Source organism: Avrilella dinanensis (assembly GCF_002807015.1).
GTDB lineage: Bacteria > Bacteroidota > Bacteroidia > Flavobacteriales > Flavobacteriaceae > Flavobacterium > Flavobacterium dinanensis.
Window position 1 is genome coordinate 1,651,559 of sequence record NZ_NIPO01000001.1, and the last position, 25,914, is coordinate 1,677,472.

The 25,914-nt window shown below is 36.2% G+C and carries 31 protein-coding genes and 1 tRNA gene; 21 read left to right on the forward strand and 11 right to left on the reverse strand.

The window, feature by feature from the left end; translation table 11 throughout:
- Positions 1 to 57 precede the first annotated feature (57 nt).
- Genes CDL10_RS07865 through CDL10_RS07875 form a run of 3 tightly spaced genes read left to right on the forward strand, consistent with a single transcriptional unit; the run spans position 58 to position 2,365 of the window.
- Positions 58 to 1,116 carry an XAC2610-related protein gene (locus tag CDL10_RS07865; protein WP_100678023.1) on the forward strand — a complete coding sequence of 353 codons (1,059 nt, stop codon included), beginning with the start codon at positions 58 to 60 and terminating at the stop codon, positions 1,114 to 1,116.
- The gene (locus CDL10_RS07870; protein WP_100678024.1) at positions 1,116 to 1,487 is read left to right on the forward strand and encodes a hypothetical protein; all 372 of its coding nucleotides are present in this window, start codon (positions 1,116 to 1,118) and stop codon (positions 1,485 to 1,487) included. Before CDL10_RS07865 ends, CDL10_RS07870 begins: the two co-directional genes overlap by 1 nt.
- Complete coding sequence (locus CDL10_RS07875; protein WP_100678025.1) at positions 1,487 to 2,365, forward strand: hypothetical protein; 879 nt, start codon at positions 1,487 to 1,489, stop codon at positions 2,363 to 2,365. The genes CDL10_RS07870 and CDL10_RS07875 overlap by 1 nt, the downstream gene beginning before the upstream one ends.
- A gap of 216 nt (positions 2,366 to 2,581) precedes the next feature.
- Here CDL10_RS07875 and CDL10_RS07880 read toward each other — a convergent pair whose 3' ends face one another.
- Positions 2,582 to 2,941: a CoA-binding protein gene (locus tag CDL10_RS07880; RefSeq protein WP_394363832.1), complete on the reverse strand. Its 360-nt coding sequence runs from the start codon at positions 2,939 to 2,941 to the stop codon at positions 2,582 to 2,584.
- 190 nt (positions 2,942 to 3,131) lie between these two features.
- On the opposite strand from CDL10_RS07880, the gene CDL10_RS07885 reads away from it, so the two are divergent.
- From CDL10_RS07885 to CDL10_RS07940, 12 genes are all read left to right on the forward strand, one after another.
- Positions 3,132 to 5,213 carry a peptidylprolyl isomerase gene (locus tag CDL10_RS07885; protein WP_100678027.1) on the forward strand — a complete coding sequence of 694 codons (2,082 nt, stop codon included), beginning with the start codon at positions 3,132 to 3,134 and terminating at the stop codon, positions 5,211 to 5,213.
- Positions 5,214 to 5,293: 80 nt separating this feature from the next.
- On the forward strand, positions 5,294 to 6,166 hold the full coding sequence (fabD, locus tag CDL10_RS07890; RefSeq protein ID WP_100678028.1) for an ACP S-malonyltransferase: 873 nt from the start codon (positions 5,294 to 5,296) through the stop codon (positions 6,164 to 6,166).
- A 110-nt stretch (positions 6,167 to 6,276) separates the two neighbouring features.
- The gene (locus CDL10_RS07895; protein WP_165772998.1) at positions 6,277 to 7,152 is read left to right on the forward strand and encodes a tetratricopeptide repeat protein; all 876 of its coding nucleotides are present in this window, start codon (positions 6,277 to 6,279) and stop codon (positions 7,150 to 7,152) included.
- 132 nt (positions 7,153 to 7,284) lie between these two features.
- Positions 7,285 to 8,058, forward strand: a complete 774-nt coding sequence (locus tag CDL10_RS07900) for a HipA family kinase (protein WP_100678030.1) — start codon at positions 7,285 to 7,287, stop codon at positions 8,056 to 8,058.
- Entirely contained in the window at positions 8,048 to 8,431 is a 384-nt protein-coding gene (locus CDL10_RS07905) for a DUF3037 domain-containing protein (RefSeq protein WP_100678031.1), read from the forward strand. The genes CDL10_RS07900 and CDL10_RS07905 overlap by 11 nt, the downstream gene beginning before the upstream one ends.
- A gap of 43 nt (positions 8,432 to 8,474) precedes the next feature.
- Positions 8,475 to 9,065 carry a hypothetical protein gene (locus tag CDL10_RS07910; RefSeq protein ID WP_100678032.1) on the forward strand — a complete coding sequence of 197 codons (591 nt, stop codon included), beginning with the start codon at positions 8,475 to 8,477 and terminating at the stop codon, positions 9,063 to 9,065.
- A gap of 91 nt (positions 9,066 to 9,156) precedes the next feature.
- Positions 9,157 to 9,798: a protein-L-isoaspartate(D-aspartate) O-methyltransferase gene (locus tag CDL10_RS07915; RefSeq protein WP_100678033.1), complete on the forward strand. Its 642-nt coding sequence runs from the start codon at positions 9,157 to 9,159 to the stop codon at positions 9,796 to 9,798.
- Positions 9,799 to 9,865: 67 nt separating this feature from the next.
- Entirely contained in the window at positions 9,866 to 10,264 is a 399-nt protein-coding gene (locus CDL10_RS07920; RefSeq protein ID WP_100678034.1) for a hypothetical protein, read from the forward strand.
- 168 nt (positions 10,265 to 10,432) lie between these two features.
- Positions 10,433 to 10,867, forward strand: coding sequence for an RrF2 family transcriptional regulator (locus CDL10_RS07925; protein ID WP_100678035.1), 435 nt, complete (start codon positions 10,433 to 10,435; stop codon positions 10,865 to 10,867).
- 41 nt (positions 10,868 to 10,908) lie between these two features.
- Positions 10,909 to 11,310, forward strand: coding sequence for a group III truncated hemoglobin (locus CDL10_RS07930; protein WP_100678036.1), 402 nt, complete (start codon positions 10,909 to 10,911; stop codon positions 11,308 to 11,310).
- Positions 11,294 to 11,722 (forward strand): hypothetical protein, encoded by a 429-nt coding sequence (locus tag CDL10_RS07935; RefSeq protein WP_100678037.1) that lies wholly within the window; start codon positions 11,294 to 11,296, stop codon positions 11,720 to 11,722. Before CDL10_RS07930 ends, CDL10_RS07935 begins: the two co-directional genes overlap by 17 nt.
- A complete protein-coding gene (locus CDL10_RS07940) occupies positions 11,694 to 12,182 on the forward strand; it encodes a hypothetical protein (RefSeq protein WP_133119472.1) in 489 nt (162 codons plus the stop codon). The genes CDL10_RS07935 and CDL10_RS07940 overlap by 29 nt, the downstream gene beginning before the upstream one ends.
- Here the strand turns inward: CDL10_RS07940 and CDL10_RS07945 are convergent.
- Complete coding sequence (locus CDL10_RS07945; RefSeq protein WP_100678039.1) at positions 12,172 to 12,588, reverse strand: type II 3-dehydroquinate dehydratase; 417 nt, start codon at positions 12,586 to 12,588, stop codon at positions 12,172 to 12,174. The two genes, CDL10_RS07940 and CDL10_RS07945, sit on opposite strands and share 11 nt — an antisense overlap.
- Before the next feature lie 164 nt (positions 12,589 to 12,752).
- On the opposite strand from CDL10_RS07945, the gene CDL10_RS07950 reads away from it, so the two are divergent.
- Complete coding sequence (locus tag CDL10_RS07950; protein ID WP_100678040.1) at positions 12,753 to 13,373, forward strand: outer membrane beta-barrel protein; 621 nt, start codon at positions 12,753 to 12,755, stop codon at positions 13,371 to 13,373.
- Positions 13,374 to 13,433: 60 nt separating this feature from the next.
- Here the strand turns inward: CDL10_RS07950 and CDL10_RS07955 are convergent, their stop codons facing one another.
- The 4 genes from CDL10_RS07955 to CDL10_RS07970 all read right to left on the reverse strand — a co-directional run bounded on the left by CDL10_RS07955 (position 13,434) and on the right by CDL10_RS07970 (position 15,119).
- On the reverse strand, positions 13,434 to 13,970 hold the full coding sequence (locus CDL10_RS07955; protein WP_100678041.1) for a GNAT family N-acetyltransferase: 537 nt from the start codon (positions 13,968 to 13,970) through the stop codon (positions 13,434 to 13,436).
- A 13-nt stretch (positions 13,971 to 13,983) separates the two neighbouring features.
- Positions 13,984 to 14,313 (reverse strand): DMT family transporter, encoded by a 330-nt coding sequence (locus CDL10_RS07960; RefSeq protein ID WP_100678042.1) that lies wholly within the window; start codon positions 14,311 to 14,313, stop codon positions 13,984 to 13,986.
- Between the two features lie 74 nt (positions 14,314 to 14,387).
- Positions 14,388 to 14,951 (reverse strand): Crp/Fnr family transcriptional regulator, encoded by a 564-nt coding sequence (locus CDL10_RS07965; protein ID WP_100678043.1) that lies wholly within the window; start codon positions 14,949 to 14,951, stop codon positions 14,388 to 14,390.
- A gap of 94 nt (positions 14,952 to 15,045) precedes the next feature.
- A tRNA-Ala gene (locus CDL10_RS07970) sits at positions 15,046 to 15,119 on the reverse strand.
- 138 nt (positions 15,120 to 15,257) lie between these two features.
- On the opposite strand from CDL10_RS07970, the gene CDL10_RS07975 reads away from it, so the two are divergent.
- Positions 15,258 to 16,874 carry a CTP synthase gene (locus tag CDL10_RS07975; RefSeq protein ID WP_100678044.1) on the forward strand — a complete coding sequence of 539 codons (1,617 nt, stop codon included), beginning with the start codon at positions 15,258 to 15,260 and terminating at the stop codon, positions 16,872 to 16,874.
- A 27-nt stretch (positions 16,875 to 16,901) separates the two neighbouring features.
- Complete coding sequence (yidC, locus tag CDL10_RS07980) at positions 16,902 to 18,737, forward strand: membrane protein insertase YidC (protein WP_100678045.1); 1,836 nt, start codon at positions 16,902 to 16,904, stop codon at positions 18,735 to 18,737.
- Positions 18,738 to 18,813: 76 nt separating this feature from the next.
- Here the strand turns inward: yidC and CDL10_RS07985 are convergent, their stop codons facing one another.
- The 5 genes from CDL10_RS07985 to CDL10_RS08005 all read right to left on the reverse strand — a co-directional run bounded on the left by CDL10_RS07985 (position 18,814) and on the right by CDL10_RS08005 (position 23,573).
- A complete protein-coding gene (locus tag CDL10_RS07985) occupies positions 18,814 to 19,716 on the reverse strand; it encodes a GYDIA family GHMP kinase (protein WP_317045743.1) in 903 nt (300 codons plus the stop codon).
- A gap of 54 nt (positions 19,717 to 19,770) precedes the next feature.
- Positions 19,771 to 21,090: a hydroxymethylglutaryl-CoA reductase, degradative gene (locus CDL10_RS07990; RefSeq protein WP_100678046.1), complete on the reverse strand. Its 1,320-nt coding sequence runs from the start codon at positions 21,088 to 21,090 to the stop codon at positions 19,771 to 19,773.
- Between the two features lie 162 nt (positions 21,091 to 21,252).
- Positions 21,253 to 21,744, reverse strand: coding sequence for an Lrp/AsnC family transcriptional regulator (locus CDL10_RS07995; protein WP_100678047.1), 492 nt, complete (start codon positions 21,742 to 21,744; stop codon positions 21,253 to 21,255).
- A gap of 90 nt (positions 21,745 to 21,834) precedes the next feature.
- On the reverse strand, positions 21,835 to 22,986 hold the full coding sequence (locus CDL10_RS08000; RefSeq protein WP_100678048.1) for a M14 family zinc carboxypeptidase: 1,152 nt from the start codon (positions 22,984 to 22,986) through the stop codon (positions 21,835 to 21,837).
- Positions 22,983 to 23,573, reverse strand: coding sequence for a hypothetical protein (locus CDL10_RS08005; RefSeq protein WP_100678049.1), 591 nt, complete (start codon positions 23,571 to 23,573; stop codon positions 22,983 to 22,985). Before CDL10_RS08005 ends, CDL10_RS08000 begins: the two co-directional genes overlap by 4 nt.
- Before the next feature lie 273 nt (positions 23,574 to 23,846).
- Here CDL10_RS08005 and CDL10_RS08010 point away from each other — a divergent pair, with 273 nt between their 5' ends.
- From CDL10_RS08010 to CDL10_RS08020, 3 genes are read left to right on the forward strand one after another with little or no spacing between them, the layout of a single operon-like run.
- Complete coding sequence (locus CDL10_RS08010; protein WP_100678050.1) at positions 23,847 to 24,293, forward strand: helix-turn-helix domain-containing protein; 447 nt, start codon at positions 23,847 to 23,849, stop codon at positions 24,291 to 24,293.
- Positions 24,259 to 24,996 carry a spermidine synthase gene (locus CDL10_RS08015; protein ID WP_100678051.1) on the forward strand — a complete coding sequence of 246 codons (738 nt, stop codon included), beginning with the start codon at positions 24,259 to 24,261 and terminating at the stop codon, positions 24,994 to 24,996. Before CDL10_RS08010 ends, CDL10_RS08015 begins: the two co-directional genes overlap by 35 nt.
- 1 nt (position 24,997) lies before the next feature.
- Entirely contained in the window at positions 24,998 to 25,888 is an 891-nt protein-coding gene (locus CDL10_RS08020) for a transporter (RefSeq protein ID WP_100678052.1), read from the forward strand.
- Positions 25,889 to 25,914: the final 26 nt, after the last annotated feature.

The window sequence follows — 25,914 nt, forward strand, 5'->3', positions numbered from 1 at the left end:
TCTGTTAAGAAATCAGCAGATAAAACCGTACCTTTGATATGATTTAATAATTATCAGATGAAGTTTTTAACAGCATTTTTATTGATAGGTTTCGGTTTTCAGGTTTGGGCACAAGATAATTTTCCAGTCAAAATCCGTGATTTTTCTGACCGATATGAAGCCGTCATAGACCTGAACGAGGAAGACACTATCGTCAGCGGTCGTTATGATGATTATGTACCTGAATATGTAATACAGATTTTTGACAAAAGCAATCAAAAGATGTTGCTGAAAGCTTATACAGCCGACTTCCCTACTTATCTTTTGGACGAAAAAAATGAGGCTGTTCCCAATATCAAAGAACTTCCTTACGGTTCGCAAAGTGTACTTTTATATGAAGATTACAACTTTGACGGCATCAAAGATTTTGCCCTGATGAATGGTTACGGAAGCTGCTACGGCGGCCCATCGTTTGATATTTATCTTGCCGTGGAAAGCGGTTTTGAACATAGTGAAGCCTTTTCGATTTTGTCTAACGAATACTGCGGAATGTTTGACGTAGATAACGAAACCCAAACTATACACACTATGACCAAAAGCGGTTGCTGCTGGCATCAGTTTTCAGAGTTTAAAGTGATTGACAACGAACCAAAGCCTGTGAAAATAACGGAACGCTCTTATCTTTCTTACAATAATTTTATTGAAGTGACCGAAATCACTTATAATAATGGTAAGGAAAAAAGTACGACAAATCTTTATTTTTCGTTTGAAGAAATGATGTCGAAAGTCATTGTATATTTTGAACTGGAAAAAAATGGAAAATCGGTGGTGTTGTATGAAATAGACGGAATACTTTATTATGCTTTCCTACAAAAAGATGACCTTGTAGAATTTTATTTTCCTCAGCCTGATGGATACGAAACAGAATGGGATTTTAACTATCATCAAGATGAAGAAACATTAACTTTTTCCAACGAAGAGGCACAATACCAGATTTACGAAACCGATGATAGTGTCGGAATAAAAGTAACCACCAATGGCAAAACCTATGATATGCAAGGTGTGAAATCTACCGCTATCGGTTCGTTGAAAAATATGAAACTTATAAAATTAACCAATATTTTAATTCAAAATTGATGAAACAGTTATTCAGATTAATGTTATTCTTCTTTCCTTTGGTACTTTCAGCTCAGGAAACCGAACCGATAGCTACCCTGCCCAATGAAGATTTTCAGAAAATAATGCGGCATTTGCAATCAAATTACCAGGTTCCCGATGAAGTTTTTAACGACACCATAAAGAGAATTGATTACAGAGTTCAGTTTCTTATTAACGATGAAGGGCGGATTACTGAACCGGAAATCACATACAAAACAACCGAATGCACCGCTTGCGAAAAAGAACTGATGAGAGTACTGAAACGTACACCTGCCGTAAATCCTTTGTATCGTGACGATAAGAAAATTAAAGTTTCATTTATCATGCCTTTTGTCATACGATTAGAATAATGAAAAAGTTGTTATTTATCATATCGATTCTGTTTTTTGCTCTTTGTTCTTACGGGCAGATTCCGGCTGAACAAAATCCGGGCGAATTTGTTGTTTATGCAGAACACACCGATTCGATACACAAAATTCATTATCAATTAGGAAGGCATGAACCGCAAGATTACACCTTTGAAATCAATCTTTCGGGACAATGGGAAAAAATAAAAAGAAATCCTCAAAATAAAGAAAAATTTGTTCACGTTTCCGCCCCAATCTATCTGAGAATACAGCATGATGAAACAGATAATTATTATTTTCTGAACAGTTATTATGATGTCGATATGTTCAGTTTCCCGGGTTTGCCAAGCGACAATCTGCAAATCATTGCCGGACGATATGCTTTTTATATTTACAATATTGATAAACAAACATTATCCAACGAACTGATTCCGGGATTGAACCAATATGAAGGCGAAGATGCTATCAGCGGTTTGTACAGCGGATTGACCTTATTTGACAACGAGAAATTTCTTTTGGGAAACGTCCAAGGATTTGGTGTTTTTTGTTTTGATATTTCAAACACCGCAAAACCTGTAGAACTCAAACAACACTGCACCAAAGACCAGAATGACGGTCAGTTTTATGCTTTTTTCTATCCAAAAGTGCACGAATCGTTTGATATAATCTTGGCAAAAACTGATGTTTCAAGTGTATCGCCGAATATTAATCGATTTTACAAAAAAATGGGAACGATTAAATATTTGGCAAAAGATATTCAGTTAGACACAAATTCCGTTAAACAACCTATTTACACAAACCAAGGCGATGATTTACTTTTGCGTTCCCGCAGATCCGATTTGCAAATAAATCTCATCGACGGAATAATATCCATAAAATAATTATTATATCCGTAGTGCATTATCAAAAAGCCACAGATGCACGGATTTTTATTGTTTACTGATTATAAATGGTCACTAATCCTTGAATGGTAGTTGTTCCATATCTATAAAAATTATTTTTTTGCAGGTATTTGTGATAAAAACACCTATCTGTGCATCTGTGGTATAAATAAATCATTGATTATTTTTTAACAGATAATACTCTACGGGTAGTCATTAATATTGGTCAGTTCCAAGCAAAACCAACGTACAGGCTTCTTCAAAATGAATATTATTTTCACGAAGTATTTCCTGTAATTCCGGATTTTCAGTTCCTGGATTGAATATTACCCGGTTTGGTTTCAGCGATACGATATAGTCATAATAATCTCTTTGTCTTGTCGGATTCAGGTATAAAGTTACCGTATCAATATCTTCAAATTGTGGTAAATCTATATGAAACACCACATCGCCCACCTGTCCTGCTCTGTTGCTGATTGCCTCTACCTCGTGATGATGATTCAATAATCGTTGAATAGCTTTATATGCATATCTGTCAGGCTTCACGGAAGCCCCGATAACTAGTGTTTTTTTCATGATTCATTGATTTTTACTGTCATAAAATTACAAAAATCATTTTAAAAACAATCATAAATTGCTGTAATAATCGCTTTTCAAACCTTCGCACAAGCTTTTTTTTCGCCCAAATTGGAATATTTTTTTAAAGTGCTTTCATTTTTAATAAGATAATTGTACTTTCGCTGACTAAAATTTATTAAGTAAAAAAATGGCAGTTTTACAGAAAATCAGAGAACGCTCGGTATTGCTACTCGTAGTAATCGGATTCAGTTTGTTAGCGTTTATCGTTGGAGACTTTTTAATGAGTGGTACAAGTTTGACCACCAACAGTGTAGGTTCGGTAAATGGCGAATCTATCCCGACCCAGGAGTATATGGCAAAGGTGCAAAGATTGGAGCAATCCCGTCAGGCGTCCGGAAGTCAGGCTTACGAGGCTGTTTGGGGTGAAGAAATTCGTAAAATATTGTTCGAGGAGCAATTTGAAAATGCCGGATTGAGATTAGGTAAAGACCAAATCATCAATGTGATTAAAAGTCACCCGAATTTTGCAAATAATCCTGAGTTTTTAAATGATGCCGGGCAATTTGATACCAACAAATTCAACCATTTCTTAAACCAGCTTAAGCAGGATAGCAACAGCTGGAGGGGTTGGTTGGAATACGAGGCTTCATTAGAAGATTTTGCTAAAGAACAAATCTACTACAACATGATTAAAGGTACGGTTTATACTACCGGTTTGGAAGCAAAATATGCATACAAAAAAGAAACCGACCGCGTAACATTCGATTATGTTTCTGTTCCTTATACTACTATCAAGGACGAAGACGTTCAAGTGAGCGACACCGAAATCGCGGAATATATCAAAAAACACAAAAAACAATTCAAATCGCCGGATTACAGAGCGGTTGAGTATGTTTTCATCCCCACCAAACCGTCTAAAGAAGACGAAAGTGCAGTGAAAAATGAGGTAGAAACTTTGTTGCAACCAAGCGTGGTTTTCAATGCTGAAACCCAAACCAACGACACAATCGCTGGGTTCGCTAACGTAAGTAATGTGGCTGATTTCGTAAACAGTAATTCTGACATTCCTTATGAAGATACTTATTACACCAAAGAACAATTACCTAAAGAATATCAGGAGCAATTATTCAACCTGCAAAAAGGAGAAGTGTTCGGTGCATATCTTTTCAATGACCATTATTGCTTAACCCGATTGACTGACAGAAAATCACAACCGGAAACAGTCGACGTTTCGCATATTCTTGTTGCTTTTGGTGACAACGGAAGAACTCGTGAAGAAGCGGAGGAAATTGCTAAAGGACTGAAAGAAAAAGCGAATGCTTCTAATTTTGCTGAATTAGCTGACGAAAATACCGATGACCCGGGGTCTAAAGGTAAAGGCGGAAAATACGAAGGCGTACGAAAAGGACAAATGGTTCCTCAATTTGACGAATATATTTTCAGCAATCCGGTTGGACAAATCGGAATGGTAGAAACACAATTCGGATTCCATATCCTTAAAGTTGATGCACAAAACATGGCAGAAATGGTACAATTAGCGACTATAGCCAAAGCTATCGAACCGTCTAATGCAACGCAAGATGCGTTATATACGCAGGCATCTAAATTTGAAATGGAAGCAGCTAACGGCGATTTCTCAAAAATCGCATCTGATATGAACCTGATTGCACACCCATCTACTGCAATTACTGCTTTCGGCGAACAACTTCCTGCTATTGAAGGCAGCCACACCGATGCGATTAATTGGGCATACAGCAAAGGTGCATCTGTGGGAGATATTAAACGATTTGACAATACTGATGGTCATCTTGTCGTAAAACTTACAGAAATCAACGAAAGTGGTTTGTTAGGCGTTAATGATGCCAGAGCACAAGTAGAGCCAATTATCAAAAATCAGAAAAAAGCAGCTTTGATTAAGCAGCAAATGACTGGTTCGACATTGGAAGAAATTGCTCAAAACTCAAAATCTAAAATACAATCAGGAGAAACTACCGGCAACACACAAACTATTGGTTTTGTGAAAGAGCCTAAAGTTGCCGGATACACTTTTGGTACAGAAGCGGGCAAAGTTTCTGAATTGATTGAAGGTAACAACGGTGTTTATGTAATCAGAACAAAAGAAGTAATTACTGCTCCTGAATTGCCTAATTACAACTCATACAAAGCAAGAGTGTCTGGCAGTAACAAAGCAACTGTTCAAAACACTGTTTTTTCAGCTATCTACAACAATGCTGAAATCAAGGATAAAAGAGCGAAAGTGTTGAGATAACAATTCACAATTAAAAATATAAAAGTCCGTTAATTAAACGGACTTTTATATTTTTGTACTCTAAACAATAAACAACAAGAATGAAAGCATACGTATTTCCGGGACAAGGTGCCCAGTTTTCAGGAATGGGGAAAGACCTTTATGAATCTTCCGAAACAGCAAAAGAATTATTTGATAAAGCCAATGAAATTTTAGGTTTCAACATTACTGAAATCATGTTCAACGGCACCGATGAAGAATTAAAACAAACCAAAGTAACGCAGCCTGCTGTGTTTTTACATTCGGTAATTTTAGCGAAAACATTACCCGATTTTAAACCCGAAATGGTTGCCGGACATTCATTAGGCGAATTTTCAGCGTTGGTTGCAAATGGAGCTTTATCTTTTGAAGACGCGTTGCAATTAGTGTCTAAACGAGCTATGGCAATGCAAAAAGCCTGCGAAATTACCCCTTCTACAATGGCTGCCGTTTTAAATTTAGACGATAAAGTAGTAGAAGACATCTGTGCCTCTATTGATGGGGTTGTTGTAGCGGCAAATTATAACTGCCCGGGACAATTAGTTATTTCAGGAGAAACAAAAGCGGTTGAATTGGCTTGCGAAAAAATGAAAGAAGCCGGTGCAAAACGTGCATTGATTTTACCTGTTGGCGGGGCGTTCCACTCGCCGATGATGGAACCTGCTCGTGAAGAATTGGCTGCAGCTATCGAGGCAACAACTTTCTCTACGCCTATTTGCCCGGTATATCAAAACGTAACTGCAAGTGCCGTTTCTGATCCGGTTGAAATTAAAAAGAACTTAATCACACAATTAACTGCTCCGGTTCGTTGGACACAATCGGTACAGCAAATGATTGCCGATGGCGCTACATCGTTTACCGAAGTTGGTCCCGGTAAAGTGTTGATGGGATTGATTAATAAGATTGACAAAACGGTTGAAACGATTAAAGGATAAAAAACATCTGTTTGTAAAAACGACTTTCGAAAGGAAGTCGTTTTTTTGTTATGTATAATTTTCATTTTGTATATTTGGGTGTTTACTGGAAATTTTTTGAAACACAGCTTATGAAAATTTTACATTTTATACTATTTAGCATAATTATGCTCCCAAATATTGCACTTGCTCAACAAGATAATCCTGAGTTACAGAAAATGTACGATGAGGATCAAAGTGCAAGAATGTCAAATAATATTGATTGGACAACACTTTCAAAACAAGATAAAGAAAGGGAAAATCGAGTTTTTGAAATGATACAGTCTGGCAAAATAGTTACAGCAAAAGATTACTATAATTCTGCTATGATTTTTCAACATGGGAATGACACGATTGCCTCTTCTATGGCAGTTAAACATATGAAAAAAGCTGTTGAATTAGATCCAACAATAAACAAATGGTTATTAGCTGCTGCAATAGACAGAGATTTAATGAGAAGAAATCAGCCACAAATTTATGGTACTCAATTTATAAAAAATGATGAGACTGGTGGCAAGTTTGTTAGGTATAAAATAGACTCAACAAAAATAACAGATGTACAAAGAATAGAGTTCAATGTCGAAACATTGAAAGAACAAAAAATAAAAGAACAATTACTAAACGCCACTTCCTTAACGAATCTTCTAGAGGGGAAAACTCTAAAAGAACGTATTGAACTAATTAGAACGGAATATAAAAAAGGAGTAAATTCAAATTATGACATAAATTTAAGCGATCTAATTTTGTATGTAAACGACCTTTTGGATAACGAAAAGATAAACGAAGCCTCTGAAATTGCAAAACTTTGTGTTCAATTATATCCAAATGAAAGCTATTCCTACATCAGTTACGGGGCTATATTATTAAAGCAAAATTATAAGCAAGACGCGATCAAAGTTTTCTATAAAGCATTAGAATTAAATCCAAATGACACTGATATTAGAGCAATATTAAACCATATTGATTAAACTCTTCGAACCGCCAACCTTCTTATTTAGAAAAATGCAATTTTTTATATTTTCTCTTTTCTGAAAAGTTTTAAATACTTGGTTTAACAAATTTCAAAATGAGTATCTTTAACCAAGTTTTTATATCATAATATGATTCCAAATTTACGAACTGTTACCGTTACCCGTTACATCACGCCATTGCGTGAAGGAGGCTCCTTACCTGCTCTGGCGGAGGCAGATGACGATTTTAAATATGTGATTAAATTCCGCGGCGCCGGTCACGGTGTCAAAGCGTTAATTTCTGAACTTTTGGGCGGATTAATCGCTAAGTATTTAGGACTGCAGGTTCCCGAACTGGTATTTGTAGAGTTAGACGAAACGTTTGGGCAAACCGAAGGCGACGAAGAAATTCAGGATTTACTGAAATTCAGCAAAGGTTTAAACTTAGGTTTACACTACTTGTCCGGTGCAATTACTTACGATGTAGCTACCAACGATTGCGATGCACTATTGGCATCAAAAATTGTGTGGTTAGATAGTTTCATTACCAATGTAGATCGTACTTTTCGCAATACCAACTTATTAATTTGGCACAAAGAATTATGGTTGATTGACCACGGTGCATCGTTTTACTTTCATCACAATTGGAAAAATTGGGAGAAAACTTCCGTAACGCCTTTTCCGTTGATTAAAGACCACGCATTAATCAATAAGGCAACTAAATTACAAGAAGTGCATGATGAATTTACAGCCAAACTAAACGATGATATTTTACGCGAAATCGTTAATAAAATCCCTGACGAGTTTTTAAACTGGGAAGAAGGTCCAAGCAACGAAGAAATCCGAGAGGTGTATTTTAAATTTTTGTCCAACCGATTGGCAAATGCCGATATTTTTCTAAAAACGGCTCAAGATGCAAGATAAAGTAGTATATGAATACGCTGTAATTCGCGTCGTTCCAAAGGTTGAACGTGAGGAATTCATCAATGTTGGTTTGATTTTGTTCAGCAAACGCAAACGTTTTATTCGGTTTGAATACCACATTCCTGAAGAAAAAATCAGAAGCTTTTGTCAAGAATTCGACTTGGAGCAATTGAAAGAAAACCTGGAATCGTTTGTGAAAATTGTTTCCGGCAGTAAAAATAGCGGTCCGATTGCACAGATGGAAGCCGATGAGAAATTCCGTTGGATTACCGCCGTAAAAAGTTCAAGTATTCAATCATCAAGACCGCACCCAGGTTTCTCAAATGGTTTGAATGCAACATTTGAAAGGTTGTATAACGAATTGGTAAAATGATAATTAATCAATTTGAAAATTAGATAATTTGGAGATTTTGAAAATGAAATATATTCTTTATTCAGTGCTATTTATAACTCTTCTTTCTTGTAATAAAAAACAAGAAAACAATCCTATACAAAAAATTGAAAAAGAATTTATTGACGATCCTCTGGTTTACGAAGTGATTAACGCCGTTTTGGAAATGCCTGAAATAAAAAAAGATTCTGCAAAATATATGTTGAATACAGCAAATATATTTCTCTTTGATTTAGGAATGGACGGCGAAGATTTTTACTTTCATGCAGAAAAATATTTTGGAGTAGTTGATACCATTTCAATTGAAAATCAAATAAAAGAATCAAGATATAGTTTTTATCAAAAAGATAAAATCAATAATATTCAATTGATAGATTATGATATTACCTCTATCCATACAGATGAGGAATTAGACAGTTTAACAAATTCAGTCAATAATTATATTCCAAATATTTCGCTGAGCCTTCCGGTTTTCAATAAAGAAAAAGATGTTGCTTATTTGTCATATTTATACAATTGTGGAGGTGGTTTGTGCGGTTATTATCAATCATTCTTTATCAAAAAGATGGACGAAGACTGGAAAATTATTTCTGGTCACAATATGATGATTTTCTAAAAAATCAGACTATAATTTGCCCCAAACTTTCAGTTTTAATTTAGGAATAATCGCAGTTAATAGCTAATTTTGGAAACAAATTTAGACAGAATTGAAAGATACAGCAAAACATCAGGGTTTAAGAAATCAACTGGCTGATTTACTGAAATCTAAAGGAATTTCTGACGATCGGGTTTTGGAAACCATTCGACGTATTCCCCGGCATTTATTTATTGATTCAAGTTTTGAAGATTTTGCCTATCAGGACAAAGCTTTTCCCATTCTGGCAGGGCAAACCATTTCTCAGCCATACACTGTGGCTTTCCAGACTCAGTTACTGGACGTGCAACCCGATGATAAAATACTGGAAATCGGTACGGGTTCCGGTTATCAAACCGCCGTGCTGTACCTGATGAAAGCCAAAGTATATACCATTGAAAGACAACTGGAACTGTACAAAAAAACGTCAAAATTACTCCCACAACTGGGTTATCGACCAAAAATAATGACCTATGGCGATGGCTACAAAGGAATGCCTGCCGATGCCCCGTTTGATAAAATTCTGGTTACGGCAGGTGCACCCGAAATTCCGAAAGCATTAATGGCACAACTGAAAATAGGCGGTAAATTAGTGATTCCGGTGGGTAGAGAAAACCAGATTATGCAAATGCTTATCCGTAAATCAGCGATGGAATTTGAACAACATGAATACGGTGACTTCAAGTTTGTGCCGATGCTGGAAAACAAAAAGTAGGATTGTTAAAGTAATCCAATAATTTAGGTTTTAGTTATTTTTTTTCTACTTTTATCAAAAAATCTTCATGAAGAAAGCATTTTACATACTCTTGATTCCTGTTTTACTGGTGGCTTGCAGCAGTGATGAGGACAACAACTGCACCTATTATGATTATGCAACAATTACCGATATTGAGCACGAAGAGCTGACCGTTAGAGTGCGGCAAGACTTGCCTTTGGAGTTTAATATCCGGATAGCCAGCGATTGCGGCGAATTCTCACGATTGAATATAGAGAAGGATAATTTTGTCTGGAATATTGATGCTGTTGCCAAATTTGAAGGTTGCGACTGCAACGAACAATCCTATACGATAGCTTACCCCGACGCTTTCATTTTCCGGGCAGAAGAAATAGGCACTTATACGCTAATATTCAATAATTACGAAGGGCAAACTATTCAAAAAGTGATTGAGGTTACGCAATAATTTTAATTCGTGTAATCCCTTAAAAATAATTTTTTAAGTCTAATATACAGCCTGAATTCGGGCTGTTTTTTCATTGAATAATGAATTATCCTCAAATGTGAATTTATTACCGATAATGTTGTCTTAAATAAATTATCTCCTTAAATTTGTGCCTAAATTGAACCGATTATGTTTTCCAAGTCTTGTGAATATGCCATAAAAGCAATGATTTATATCGTTTCCGAATCGCTGGAAGGAAACCGTGTAAAGGTCAATTCACTGGCCCAGGAAATCGGAGTGCCCGAAGCGTTTATGGGAAAAATCATGAGTCAGCTGGCACAAAAACAGTTGGTTGAATCGCTCAAAGGTCCATACGGCGGCTATCAGACCAGTACATCTCATGCCAAAAAAATGAGTATTATTGATGTAATACACGCAGTGGACGGCTCGCAGATTTTGGAAGGCTGTGCATTGGGCTTATCTTCCTGCGATGAAAAAAACCCCTGCCCTATGCACGAACAATTTGCTGAAATCAGACAAAGCCTTAAATTCAGGTTTGGTCAAAAATCCATGTACGATTTGGCTGTTGAGCTGAGAAAAGGAAAAACTGTATTGGTCAGATAATTTTTTAACCCTATTTAAGATAATTTTATCCGAAATAAGTAATGAGAAGAGATATTGAAAATTTAGATGATGTAAAGCTGCTTGTTGATGAATTTTACGGCAAAGTACGCAAGAATGAATTACTACAACCTATTTTTGACGGTGTGATACAAGATCGTTGGCCGGAACATTTAGACAAAATGTACCGTTTCTGGCAAACCATTCTTTTGGAAGAACACACTTATAATGGTGCTCCTTTTCCGCCACACGCCCTATTGCCTGTTGATATCGAACATTTTAACACATGGCTCACTCTTTTCTATGAAACGCTCGACGAATACTTTGATGGAAGAAATGCCGAAAAAGCCAAGGGACAAGGGCAACGAATGGCACAGATTTTTTACCATAAAATAGATTATTTAAGAAATAACCCCGACAGTTTGTTCCATGAAAATTACCGATAAAATTGCTATAAGCAGCGTATATTTGTGGCTGGGATTTGTATTGGCTATCAGTTTTTTAGAAGCCTGGTTAAAATTTCAGGCTCCCGGAATTACCATTCCGTTAGGATTAGGAATCGGACGCCTGGTCTTTTTTGCACTCAATAAAACAGAATGGTTTTTTGCCGTGTTAATTCTACTGATGCAAATCAAAAGCGGAAACTGGAAACAAATCCGTATGGAATGGTTGGCATTGCTGATAATTCTGTTGCTCCAAACATTCTGGCTGTTGCCATTATTAGATGTCCGGGCAGAAAAAGTAATTCAAATGGTTGAGATAGAACCTTCCAGCCTGCATTATTACTACGTAGCTCTGGAAATGATTAAAGTATTGATACTATTTGTGTTTGGAAAGAAATTATTCAAATCTGCCTGATATGATTGTGCCTACTTCTCAGTCTTTAAAAGATTTAATTAAAACAGATTATCATTGCGTGTACGTTTTTTCTTCATCGCTTCGTGAGTATTTAAAAACAGAGAGCGACCTCACAAAAGTCAATGAATATGCACAATGGTTCTGGAAAGAATATTTTGAGGAACAATGCTTGGTCGAAGAACAGTTTTTTGCCTTGCATTTATCGGAAGATTTGCCTGATTTCAAAAAAATACTCGCTCAGCACCGCAGGCTGAAAAGACTTTTCACTTCGCCGAAAAATTTGTTTAAAGCACTGAACCGCATTGAGGAAGAACTTGATGCTCATTTGAAGTTTGAAGAAAGAACGCTGAAATTCTGGCTGAAAGATAAAACTATCCGTATGAAAAATCATGTTGATTGGCACGATTTTGAATCAATCAACCGAGAATATTTCCAGAAAAAACGAAAAGTTAGTCCATAAAAGCTACCGTCGCCAACCGGTAGGAATCCAACCCGAAACCAGTAATAATTCCTTTGCAATACGGCGAAATATAAGAATAATGCCTAAAACTTTCCCGGGCAGAAGTATTGCTTATGTGTACCTCGATAACCGGTGTTTTTATCGCCCGAACGGCATCAGCAATCGCAACGGAAGTGTGCGTATATGCACCGGCATTCAATATGATTCCGTCATATTCAAACCCTGTTTGATGCAAATGATTGATGATTTCCCCTTCTACATTCGATTGAAAATAAGAGAATTTTACTCTTGGAAACTTGTTCTTCAAATCAACCAAATAATCTTCAAAACTCTTTTCCCCATAAATTACTGATTCTCTTATTCCTAAAAGATTTAAATTCGGTCCGTTGATAATGGCAATGTTCATTCTTACATCTTTTAAGCAAAGATAAACAAATATTAAATCCGTTTTTCTCAAAATGTAACAAATAGTAAACCAATAGTCTGGTAAGGGCTTGAATAAATTAACTTACTGTTAGCATTGTTAAGCTAAAATTAAGTTGTACATTTGCACCCGAAAAATTAAATAATATGAAAAAATTAATTTTAAGTATGGCGGCTGTAGCAATGATTGCTACTACTGCACAAGCACAGGAAAAGACTTTCGGTTTTAACGAAGGTGATGTTTTATTGGAAGGTAACCTTTCATTTTCTTCAACGAAAGATAACAACACAGACGTGAAAGAAAGTGAATTTACTTTTGCTCCAAAAGCAGGGTATTTCCTAAACGATGATTTTGCATTGGGTGTACAATTGAACGTTACCAACGGAAAAATTGACACTAATGTTGGCGAAACCACAAACAACGTTTTTGGTGCCGGAGTTTTCGGACGTTACTATTTCTTAGATTTAGGTCAACGATTCAAAACGTATGGTGAAGTTGGTTTAGGTTTTGCTTCTTACAAAGACGAAGTAACCACCGGAGGAGTGAGCGTTGAAAACAAAGCGAGCGGTTTCGGAGCAGGTCTTGGTTTAGGTATGAACTATTTCGTAACCGAGAAAATTGCGATTAACTTTGCTTTGACAGACATCTTGTCTTACAGCTCAGCTAAACAAAAAGGCGGTGAATCTGTTAACTCTTTTGGGTTACAGGTAAACGAATTAAACAACTTTTTCAGTACTGCACAATTTGGTTTGACTTTCAAATTCTAATTTTGTACTGCAATTTATTATTGAACAGCTTGAGTTTTCTCAAGCTGTTTTTTTATGTTTTTAGTTTTTTCTATTAACAGACTCTAAGGCTTTTTTCATCATAATATCAATCTGCTCATCGTCGCCCAGTCTGAAAATATGCTTGTCAAACTCTACAAAGCCATTCTTTTTATAAAAGCTGATAGCTCTTGGGTTTTCTTCCCAAACGCCTAACCAGACATATTCTGATTTTTTCTGTTGGGCGATTTCAATCGCTTTTTCATATAAGATTTGTCCGATTTTCTGCCCGTGAAATTTTTGTAAAACATAAATCCGTTCGATTTCAAGAGCTTTTTCTTCTTTTAACTCGGTTTGCGATGCTCCGAAATTAATTTTCAGATAACCGATGATTTCGTTATCAAGTATTGCAAAATAAAATTCAGAATTTGGGTTTATGAGCTCTGCTATCAATTTGATTTTGCTGAAACTCTCGTCCAAATATTTCTGCATATCGGCTTCAGTATTTGAACCTGCAAAAGTTTCATAGAAAGTTTTTCTGCTGATTTTTTGCAGTTGCTCAACATCTTCTGATGTTACTTTTCGTGTTGTGACAGTCATTTGAAATCGTTTGTTAATGCGTTGAAACTGCTTTTAGTCCAATAATTGAGCCGATTAAAGTGGTAATAAAGAGTATGCGTAAAAAGGTTGCCGGCTCTTTAAATACAATTATTCCGACCAAAACTGTCCCGACTGCACCGATACCTGTCCACACGGCATAAGCTGTTCCGATTGGCAAAGTTTGCGTTGCTTTTATCAGAAGTCCCATACTGATTACAAGAGCAACCAAGAAACCGGCATACCATAAATACATTTCATTTCCTGTTGCCTCTTTTGCCTTTCCTAAACAGAATGCAAATACGACTTCAAATAAACCTGCGATGATTAAAATAATCCAATTCATTTCTTTTATTTTTGTTTACAAAGGTCGGAAACGGAATTGAAGTAAAATTTTACAAATGATAAAAAATGAGGTGTTTACCTTATTTCTGCCCTAATCCTGCTCAAACTGACTTGTGTGATACCCAAATAAGAAGCGATGTGTCCTAATTGAACTCGTTGAACTATATCAGGACTGTTTTTCAATAGTTCTTTGTATCGTTCCGTAGCTGTTCGGACTTGTCGGGAAATGAGCCGTTCTTCTGTTTTTATCAGTTCTTTTTCGGCAAATCTTCTTCCGAAATTTGCAATATATATGTCTGTTTCAAAAAGCCTTTGCAGGTTTTCTGCTTTCAGTTCGTACAGTTCACAATCTTCCAAAAGTTCTATGTTTTCATAGCCTTTCAGATTAGCAATATAACTTTTCATCGAGATAATCGTATCTCCCTCTTTTCCAAACCAAAAAGTGATTTCGGTATCGGGTTTATGCGAGTATGCCCGTGCAATCCCTTTCTTTATGAAGTATATATTTTTCTCAATCGTATCTGCTTTCAAAAGAATATGCCCTTTTTTACATTGAACCTCTGTAATGGATTGTTTAAGCAATTCTTTTGAAGTATCCGGAAGCAGGTATATGTTGTTGATTATAAGGTCTATGTTCATTAATCCAGTGCTGATTTTGTAGCAAAATTACAATAATTTTAGGCAAAAATGAAAGTATAAAAAAACCACCCTGATGCCAAGGCGGTTTCTGTTGTGGAGAATAAGGGAGTCGAACCCTTGACCTTTTGGCTGCCAGCCAAACGCTCTAGCCAACTGAGCTAATCCCCCGTTTAACGAGTGCAAATATAATATTATTTTTTGTAACTCTACAAAATAAAAACTTATTTTAGTCTGAATTTATATTTTTTAAACCCGATTTATAATCGTATTTTTGCCAAGTTTTTATTACCGCTTAAAAAAACAAGCATGAAGCAGACCAAATACATATTTGTAACAGGAGGAGTAACCTCTTCGTTAGGTAAAGGAATTATAGCCGCATCATTAGCCAAATTACTGCAAGCCAGAGGATATAATACCACCATTCAAAAGTTTGACCCCTATATCAATGTTGACCCGGGTACACTGAATCCGTATGAACATGGCGAATGCTATGTGACCAATGACGGAGCGGAAACTGATTTAGACTTAGGACATTACGAGCGTTTTCTAAATAAGCCAACTTCTCAGGCAAACAACGTAACCACCGGACGTGTTTATCTTTCGGTTATCGAAAAAGAAAGACGTGGCGAATTTCTTGGCAAAACCGTTCAAGTTATTCCGCATATTACCAACGAGATTAAGGAACGTATGCAATTGCTTGGAAAATCAGGCGATTATGATATTGTAATTACCGAAATCGGCGGTACAGTCGGCGATATTGAATCATTGCCTTATATCGAATCTGTACGGCAGATGCTTTGGGATTTGGGCGAAGAAAATGCGATTGTTATCCACCTGACTTTGGTTCCTTACCTGTCTGCTGCGGGCGAACTAAAAACAAAGCCAACTCAGCATTCCGTTAAAACATTGATGGAAAGCGGTATTAAAGCCGACATTTTGGTTTGTCGTACCGAACATGAATTGTCAGGCGAAATCAAACAAAAACTGGCTGCATTCTGTAATGTAAAAAGCGAAGCGGTTATTCAATCTATTGATGCAGACACGATTTATGATGTACCTAATCTGATGCTAGAAGAAGGTTTGGACAGAGTAGCGTTGAAAAAACTTAACCTTCCTGAAAAATCTCTTCCGGATTTGAAAAGCTGGAATGATTTTCTGCACAGATTTAAAAACCCCAAACAAACCGTCAATATCGGTTTGGTGGGTAAATATGTTGAATTGCAGGATTCTTATAAATCTATTCTGGAATCTTTCGTTCATGCAGGTGCTGAAAACAACGTTAAAGTGAACGTAGTAAGTATTCATTCTGAATACATTACACCTAATAACATCAACGATAAGTTTAAAGGATTAGACGGCGTTTTGGTCGCACCCGGATTTGGTTCGAGAGGCATCGAAGGTAAAGTTTTGGCAGTAAAATATGTCCGCGAAAACAAACTACCTTTCCTCGGAATCTGTTTGGGAATGCAAATGGCAGTTATCGAATTTGCCCGCAACGTTTTAAATATGCAAAATGCCAATTCAACCGAAATGAACGACAGCACACCTTATCCGGTAATTACTTTTATGGAAGAACAAAAAACCATTACCGACAAAGGCGGAACCATGCGTTTAGGCGGCTGGGATTGTGCCATCAAATCCAACACAAAAGCATTTGAAATTTACCAATCTGAGTTAATTAACGAACGTCACAGACACCGTTATGAATTCAACAGCAATTACCTGGAAGATTTTGAAAAAGCCGGTATGATTGCCTCAGGTTATAATCCGGAAACCAATCTGGTTGAAATTGTGGAAATTCCGAGCCACCCGTTTTTTGTGGCGGCACAATACCACCCGGAATATAAAAGTACCGTTGCCAATCCGCATCCGTTATTTGTGCATTTTGTTAAGGCAGCAATGAATAAAAAATTAAACAACTAAAAGCTATTTTTTGAATAAACTAAACTAATGGAAGAAAAAAAATTAGACAGAAACAGCATTATAGGACTGGTTTTGATTTCCGGATTGCTCGCTTGGTTTTTAATGACCAGCAAATCCAACGAAACCCCGGAAGCAGACAACAAAGCTGAAACAGAGCAAACAGCAAATCCTGTGGCTGTTACAAATGATTCTTTGCAGGTTGCACAGCTTAAACAAAATTCAGGTGCTTTTGCTTATGGGTTAGATAATGCCCAGACTCAGGACATCGAAGTGGAAAGTGAATTGCTCAAAATGACTTTTTCCAGCAAAGGTGGTTACTTGTCAAAAGTAGAAGTCAAAAATCAAAAGCGGTTTACCAAAGATTCTGACGAACTGGTTAAACTGATTGACGGGGATAATGCAAAACTCAACATTCAGCTTTCAACACAAGACAGCAGAGTGCTGAATACAAGCGAGTTGTTGTTCGAGCCTACTGTAAGCAAAAACGGAGGTAATCAAGTTGTAAGCATGAAATTAAAAACTTCAGAAAACAATTATCTGGAGTATGTTTACACGATTAAACCCAATGATTATATGCTTGATTTGACCATCAAATCTGTGGGACTAAATCAGGTATTGAACGTGAATGCTCCGGCAACATTAAATTGGGAGCTGAAAACTATCCGAAACGAGAAAAGCATCAGCTACGAAAACCGTTATTCTGAAGTGGTTTATGAATATGAAGGCGGAAAAGATGATTACCTGAATGCCTCTAAAAGTTACACCGATGCCAATGAAAAAGATGTGAGCTATGTGGCTTTTAAACAACATTTGTTTACCTCCATTCTTTTGACCGATACACCGTTTGAAACCGGTAAGTTAGTGTCTGAAAATCTGGTGCAAAACGAAGATGTCGATACATTATATCTGAAGAAATATGTAGCCGAAATGCCTTTGAAATATACAGGAGGAGAGTTGAATTACAACATGAATTTGTATTTTGGACCGGCAGATTATAATATATTGAATACTTACGAAAGAAATCTTGATGAAATCATTCCGCTCGGCTGGGGAATTTTTGGCTGGCTGAACGAATGGGTAATCATTCCGGTATATACATTTCTGATTAAATTCATACCTTATGGTTTCGCAATTATATTGTTGACGGTTGTAGTCAGATTATTGATGTCGCCGGTGCAATACAAATCTTATGTTTCTCAGGCAAAAATGAAAATTATCAGACCTGAAGTTCAGGAAATCGCTGAGAAATACAAAAAAGACCCGATGAAAAAGCAGCAGGAAACGATGAAGCTGTATCAGAAAGCAGGAGTTAGTCCGCTCTCGGGTTGTATGCCAATGTTTATACAAATGCCGGTGTTTTACGCTTTATTTATGTTTTTCCCATCTGCATTTGAATTGCGTCAGAAATCATTTTTATGGGCAGATGATTTGTCTTCATATGACAGTATATTCACATTGCCTTTCAAAATACCTTTTTACGGCGACCACGTGAGCCTCTTCCCTATTCTGGCTGGTTTGGCAACTTTTGTATATATGAAAATGACGACCGGCGACCAGACTTCATCTATGCCGCAACAGGAAGGAATGCCGGATATGAGTAAACTCATGAAAATCATGATTTACATTTCACCGGTAATGATGATGTTTTTCTTCAATAATTATGCATCAGGATTATCACTGTACTACTTCACTTCCAACCTGATTACTATCGGAATCATGTATGTGATTAAATACAGAATCATCAATGAAGATAAAGTAAAAGCTCAGATTGAAGAAAACAAAACCAAAGAGCGTCCGAAAAATAAATTCCAGCGTAAAATGGAAGAAATGATGGAACAAGCACAACAGCAAAAGAAAAAGTAATTTACTAATTTGAAAAAACAGCCCGAAAATATTAAATTTTCGGGCTGTTTTATTTTTATGAACGGTACTAATTGATTTACAATATCATTTCTTCATACGACAAAACCGTATCAAAACCTTTATTTTTAAAATATTCCACCGGATTTTCCTGACTTGCTACCATTACAAAATCGCCTCCCCAACCGCCAAGACTTTTAACTAATCCATCAAAATCAGGAAAAAGCTGTTGCTGAATGGTTGGTGTTTCCAAAACAGCACTCAGATTTTGTTCATAGCGTTTAAAAAAAGTAATAAATGTTTCCAAATCCTGAATTTGCAGTAATTCACCAGTCATTCGGGAAACTTCTGTAATTTCGTTGGTTAAGTCTTTTTGTTTCTTTCGGAAATTTACAATGGCCTCTTTGCTGTCACGTTTTTGGTTCAGATACACAAAATAAATATGTTCTTTAAATACAGGATTAAAAATCGCTTGCTCCACAATCGGTTTCCCATTCTGTACCTGATAGGTTACCGGAGCATTGTTTTGTGCACAGGCTATGTCATAACCACTTCCACCAAAAGATTTTTGCAACAATTCAAAGGCGTCAATATCAAACCATTGTGCAATATTATTGATTAGTGTTGAAGAAGTTCCCAAGCCCCAGTTTCTCGGAAAAGTAAGTTCCGTTTCAGCAATAAATCCACCGGAAGACAATATATTCGGATTCATCAGATGTGCTTCGTACAGAATGGTTATCAAAGTGTTGCGGACTTTATCAGCGGATTGATTGTTGTTTGCAATGATATCTTTAATTTCGATTTCATCATTGTACCACACCGACCCATCAGCATCATAGCTTTTCCAGCTTATTACAGAATTCTTTATAGGGAATACACGCAGATACTGTCCAAATTTCGTCGGTAAAGCAAATACTTTTGCTCCTTCCAAAACGTAATATTCACCTAAAATAAAGAGTTTTCCGTTACTGTAAAATTGCATATCTATAATAAAAATAATGAGATACTGAAACAAATTCAGTATGACAAAAGTAAACTATTCTTTCCTCAAATGCTCTACAAAACTAACCACAGCACTATGCGAAACTGTTTGGCTTTCAAAGTGCTTTACAACTTTTGCACGTTCTTCTGAAGTTGCTTCCAATTGATTCAGGATATTCATCAGGTGCATTTTCATGTGTCCTTGTTGAATTCCTGTTGTAGTCAGAGATTTGATTGCCGCAAAGTTTTGAGCCAATCCGGCAACAGCGATAATCTGCATCAATTCATTCGCATTGGGTTTTCCTAACAATTCCAAAGCAAATTTTACCATCGGGTGCAGGTTTGTTAATCCGCCGACCGTTCCTAACGCTAAGGGTAAATCCAGCCAAAAAAGGAATTCATCATCTACAATTTCGGCGTGAGAAAGTGACGTATATTTTCCGTCTTTTGCGGCAAAAGAATGAACTCCGGATTCAATGGCACGGAAATCATTTCCGGTTGCTAAAACTACCGCATCTACTCCATTCATAATCCCTTTGTTGTGTGTAACGGCTCGATAAGTTTCTATTTCGGCAATTCGAACTGCCTGAACAAACCGCTCGGCAAATTCTTTCGGATTTTCAATTTCTTTGGATTTTAAATCATCAATTTTACACGAAACTTCTGCACGAACCACACAATTTGGAACATAGTTCGATAAAATAGACATCACGATTTGTAGTGACTTTCTTTCATTTTCAGTAAAATCTTCAAATTTCATCGATTCCTCTCTCAACACATTCGCAAATTCTTCCAGACACGAATTAATGAAATTAGCCCCCATACTATCTTTGGTATCAAAAGTAGCATGCAGTTGATAATAATTTGCCAGTTCAGCGGTCTTGTCTACCAAATCGATTTTCAAAATTCCACCGCCGCGTTTTTCCATATTTCGGGTAATTTCGGCTGTTCGTTCCCTGAACATCGGTTGCACTTGTTTGATGAACTGTTCGATTTTTTGCTTTGAACCTTCGAACATAAAATGTACGTTTCCGATTTTTTCCGTAGAAAGCACCGTTGCCTTGAATCCGCCTCGCTGCGACCAGAATTTTGCTGCATTTGCCGCCGCTGCAACCACCGAACTTTCCTCAATTACCATAGGAACAGCGTAGGTTTTACCATTGATAATAAAATTGGGAGCAACCCCCAAGGGCAAGTAAAAATTGGTAATGGTGTTTTCGATAAACTCATCATGTAATTTTTGCAGAGCTTCATCATTATTCCAATAAGATTTCAAAAAATATATAATCGCTTGATTATCAATAAAATAATTCTCAGCAAGCCAATCTATTTTTTGTTCTTTTGACAGTTTTGAAAAACCATTAACAATATCCATAGTTTCGTTAAGTTTTTGCAAAGATAAGGTTTTTTGGAATTGCACAGATGCACAGATTTTTTTTATCGTATCTAAGAGCCTGTTTAAAGTTTATCCACAAACTAAGACAAAAAAAACTCACGATTTGATTCGTGAGTTTCCTTTTAAATTGTCAAATTACGATTACATTTCTCTGAAAATAATTTTCATCAAACGTTTTTTATCATTGATACTTTCTTCCAAAGAAATCATTGTTTCTGTACGGGATACCCCGTCAATATCATCAATTTTAAAGATGATTTCTTTAGCATGATTAGTATCTTTGGCTCTGATTTTACAGAAAATATTATATTTTCCGGTAGTAATATTTGCCACGGTCACAAACGGAATTTCGTTAATGCGTTGCAATACGAATTTAGTTTGAGATGTATTTTCCAAGAAAATTCCAACATAAGCTACAAAAGAATAGCCCAATTTTTCGTAATCTACCGTTAATGTAGAACCTTGAATAATACCGGATTCTTCCATTTTTTTCACTCTCACATGAACTGTTCCGGCAGAAATATTTAATTTTTTGGCAATATCAGTAAATGCCACCCGAGTGTTTTCCAATAATATATCTAATATTAAATGGTCTGTTTCGTCTAATCTGTAACGATTTTTGTACTTACTCATAATTCTAATGATTTTAATAATGAATTTCTCTTTCAGTGGGCAAAAGTAATACTTTTTATTTGTTTTTTATTCAAAAAAAGTATGTTTTTATTATTTTAATATTTTTTTATCATTCTCAACGAATGTATTCGCTTCGTTTATATTTTTAACATGAGAATAAATTTCCTCTATCAGCTCGTCTTCACTCGCAAAATCATGATTATCAAAGTCTAATTCAATATGTCCGTACTCCCCTTTCGAGCCACTGTTTTCATCTTTTTGCAAAACAAAAACAACAGTTTCTTTCTCTGGTTTTTCCTGGTATTGATAGCCGATTTTCTGAATCTCCTCTCCCTTTATTTTCAGTCGCTTAACCAAAACATCATTAAACAACTTTTGGTTTTCAGGAATTTTCTCATATTTAACCACCACATCAGCATCATATTTTTTCTCTGAAATACTTCTCAATCCTGCCACAATACTCACAAATACCAACAATCTGGTTTGTTCACGTTGATAATCGTTTGGGAAATGTCCTGCCTCGATAAGCAAAACCGGGATATTTTTTGTCGTCAGATTATCGCCGATGCAATTCATATTGAAACTATCGTCATACCGCCCTATTTGATTAGGAATAATATCGCTGAGTGCCGCGGCAATATCAACTGCCACCTGCATAGTTTTCTTTCTGGTATCATTGAGCTCCCGCTCTGGATTATACGCCGGTGCCAACAACGACAAAGTTGCAGGATTTGCTGAATATCCGGCAGAAAAAATCGTTCTCTGGTCGTGCAAATTAAAACAAAAATCAGGCTGAAACGCACTAATTAGCTGCTGCAGATACTGCATTTCGGGCTGGGTTTGACAATAAGCGTCCCGGTTCAAATCTACTTGATTTGCATTGAAACGGGTGTAATAAAACGCTCCGTCAGGATTAAGCATCGGCACAACCACAAATTGAAATTTTTGTAAAATCTCCTGAGCCAAAATATCTTCGGATTGCACAAAATTCAGAAAATCCACTAATCCTTTAGTAGTTGTAGATTCATTGCCATGCATTTGGGACCACATCAATATTTTAATCTTTCCGGTACCGAATCTCAGTTCGTAAATCGGTCTTTTTTCCACGGAATATGCAGCAATGCAGTAATCCAAATCTGACTTCTGCAAATAGTTTTCTATATCCGGATAATGCACATAACGCCCGATTACCGTGTCTTCCTTAAATTGCTTTGCACAAGCGAACAATTCAGCTGGTTTCATAAATGTTTTTTTAATATTTCTGCATCAATTTTATGCTCAAAAGTCAGATAACCAAGCATTTTTACTTCAGTCCCAACAATATCAATACTCGGCTTGACTTTGATTTTCAACATCAAACCTTCATCGGACTGCCCGCTCAACAGATTAATCCATTTTTGTTGATTAGCCGAAATTGCTTCATATACATTTCCTTGCACCGAAATCGGAATTTTCGTTTCAGATTCAGGCAAAAATTCGGTTTTCTCAGTTACTTTTCCTTCTGCAATCTGGATATCTTCAATAAATATAAGGTAATCAAAGGCTGATAGGCTGGCTTTTTCCTTACTCGGATTATAAGCCGATAAAATTATCTTCGCATCGAGCGGAATATCTTTCTGAAACAAACCGACCGCCAGATTCGGAAACTGGCTAAAATCAAATTCCCCGGATTGCATCATTTTTTCCAACGGAACATTTGCCAGATTAAACGTTTCGATTTGCTCTAACTTAAATTCACAATCAGCGACAATCTCGAAGTCTTTTTTTTGTTTTCCGACTTCACAAGCCGACAACAATACAATCAAAAACAAAAGAAATATTTTTTTCATTCGGAATCATTTTTAACAAATATACTGCGTTTGATTTTATCAAAAGTTAATCCGGACTTAAAAATAAGAATGAAGTATCCAAAAAATTGTTTACATTTGTAAAACAAACATAAATTTACATTTGTAAATATATTTTAAATAATTTAAAAAATATATATTTAGTTATTTATAATCAGACATTTAATGTATTTTATATAAATAAATAATTTAATGTTTATTTTGATTAATAATCACCTGTTTACAAATGTAAATAAAGAATAAAAACAGTAAAAAATGGAGCAATTTACCACACGATTAGACCAAATTCTGGAACATTTTCACATCACTTCTTCTCAATTTGCCGACCAAATCGGTGTGCCCCGTTCCAGTTTATCACATATTATTTCCGGTCGGAATAATCCAAGTTTAGACTTCATTATCAAAATCAGAGATGCCTACCCTACGATTAATTTGTATTGGCTGATTTATGGTTTTGAACCTTTTCTTCTAGAAAATTCTTCCGCTATTCCAACTCGGATTTCTGAAGAGGAAATCAATTTTTTACAAGAAAAAAATACTCCGGAAGAAATTGAAGAAAAACAAAAAATAATATTGCCTAATGAACCGGAAGAACAAACATCCCTCCCTACTGAACCACAACCTGACCAACTGATGAACGAACCGGAAAATATTGTGGTTTTATATAATGACGGGACTTTTAAATCATATCGTCAGCGATAAATCGTATATTTACGACAAAATTGACTCTATTTTGATGCTAAAAAAACTTTTGAGTTACATCTTTCCGATTAAACATAAGGTTTTCAAATCTGAAGTGAGTGAGCAAATCGAGCTTAACTGGATTAATGGAAAACTGGTTATTGATACGAAAAGAGCAAATTATTCATATGGTAATCTGCAGAAAATTCTTCGAAAAGGTCTGCAGAAAATCGGATTTGAGAATATCAAACCGATGAAAAACATACTGATTTTAGGACTTGGTGGTGGAAGTGTCGCCAAAACGCTTGTCAATGAAGTTGGTTTTAACGGAAAAATTATTGGTGTGGAATATGACCCGGTCATGATTGGTATCGGCAAAAAGTTTTTTGAGCTGGATAAACTCCTCCAACTTGACATTCAAAAAGCTGATGCACGGTCATATATCCAACAGAATACACAAACTTTTGATTTGATTATTGTAGATATTTTTCAGGATATTCACATGCCCGATTTTGTCTTTTCAGAAGATTTTATCAACGGATTAAAAAACACAATGAACACCAGCGGTTATCTGTTATTCAACACGATTATTACCACCAAAGAATCAAGCAAAAAAGTAGATTTGCTAGAAAAAGCATTTACGCAAAACAAATTGCTGACAAAACGATATAACCAGGTAATCGGCGACCATAACAGCCTGTTAATCATTCAAAAAACAATTTAAAATGAAATATTTTCTTATTAGCATATTAACGCTTTGTTCGTGGACGGGGTTCGCTCAATATACCAGCGAAATTAATACCAACAGACCGAGTAAATCTATGGGAGCCTATTCGGTTAGTGAAGGGATTTTCCAGATTGAAAGCGGTTTGGGTTATCAAAAAGATGATTACAACAGTGAGCGGTTTACCAATATTTACCTTGTTGATTTACAGATTCGTTACGGTTTACTTAACGAAAACTTTGAGCTTATTGCCGATATGACTTATGAACAGCTGAACGCAGAAAATTACGGTACGCAAACCACCGATTCCCATTTCAAAAAAATGACTATCGGAGCGAAATATCTGATTTTTGATTCTTATAAAAATTATGAAGAAAAAATCAATCCGTGGAGCTGGAAAGCCAATCAACGCTACAAATGGCGAAGATTGGTTCCGAGTGTTGCATTGTATGCTGCCGCAGATTTCAAAAGCAAATTGTTCAGACACCCTGATATGCCCGGAGTTACGTTAAAAACCGGGATTTTTGCTCAGCAACAAATTAGTGATCACTTCTCATTTGTGACGAATTTGCTGGTCGAAAATGCAGAGTCGAACGATTTCAGAAGTTTTGGTTACATCGCTACACTTTCCTACGGATTTAATCAAAAATGGTCTGTTTTTCTGGAAAATCAAGGTTTTTTCAGAAAATATAAAGAAATTGATTTAGACTTTGACCATGATGATTTTATTACCCGAACAGGAATTACCTACTTGTTGCACAACAACTTACAGTTTGATTTATCGGTTGGGACTACTTTTGGCAATCAACCGGTCAGGTTTATCGGTCAAGCCGGCGTTTCGTGGCGTAATCACAAGGTATATCGCAAAAAATATACAGAGGGAGAGGAATAAAAAAAACAAGGTTTGGATAAATAAAC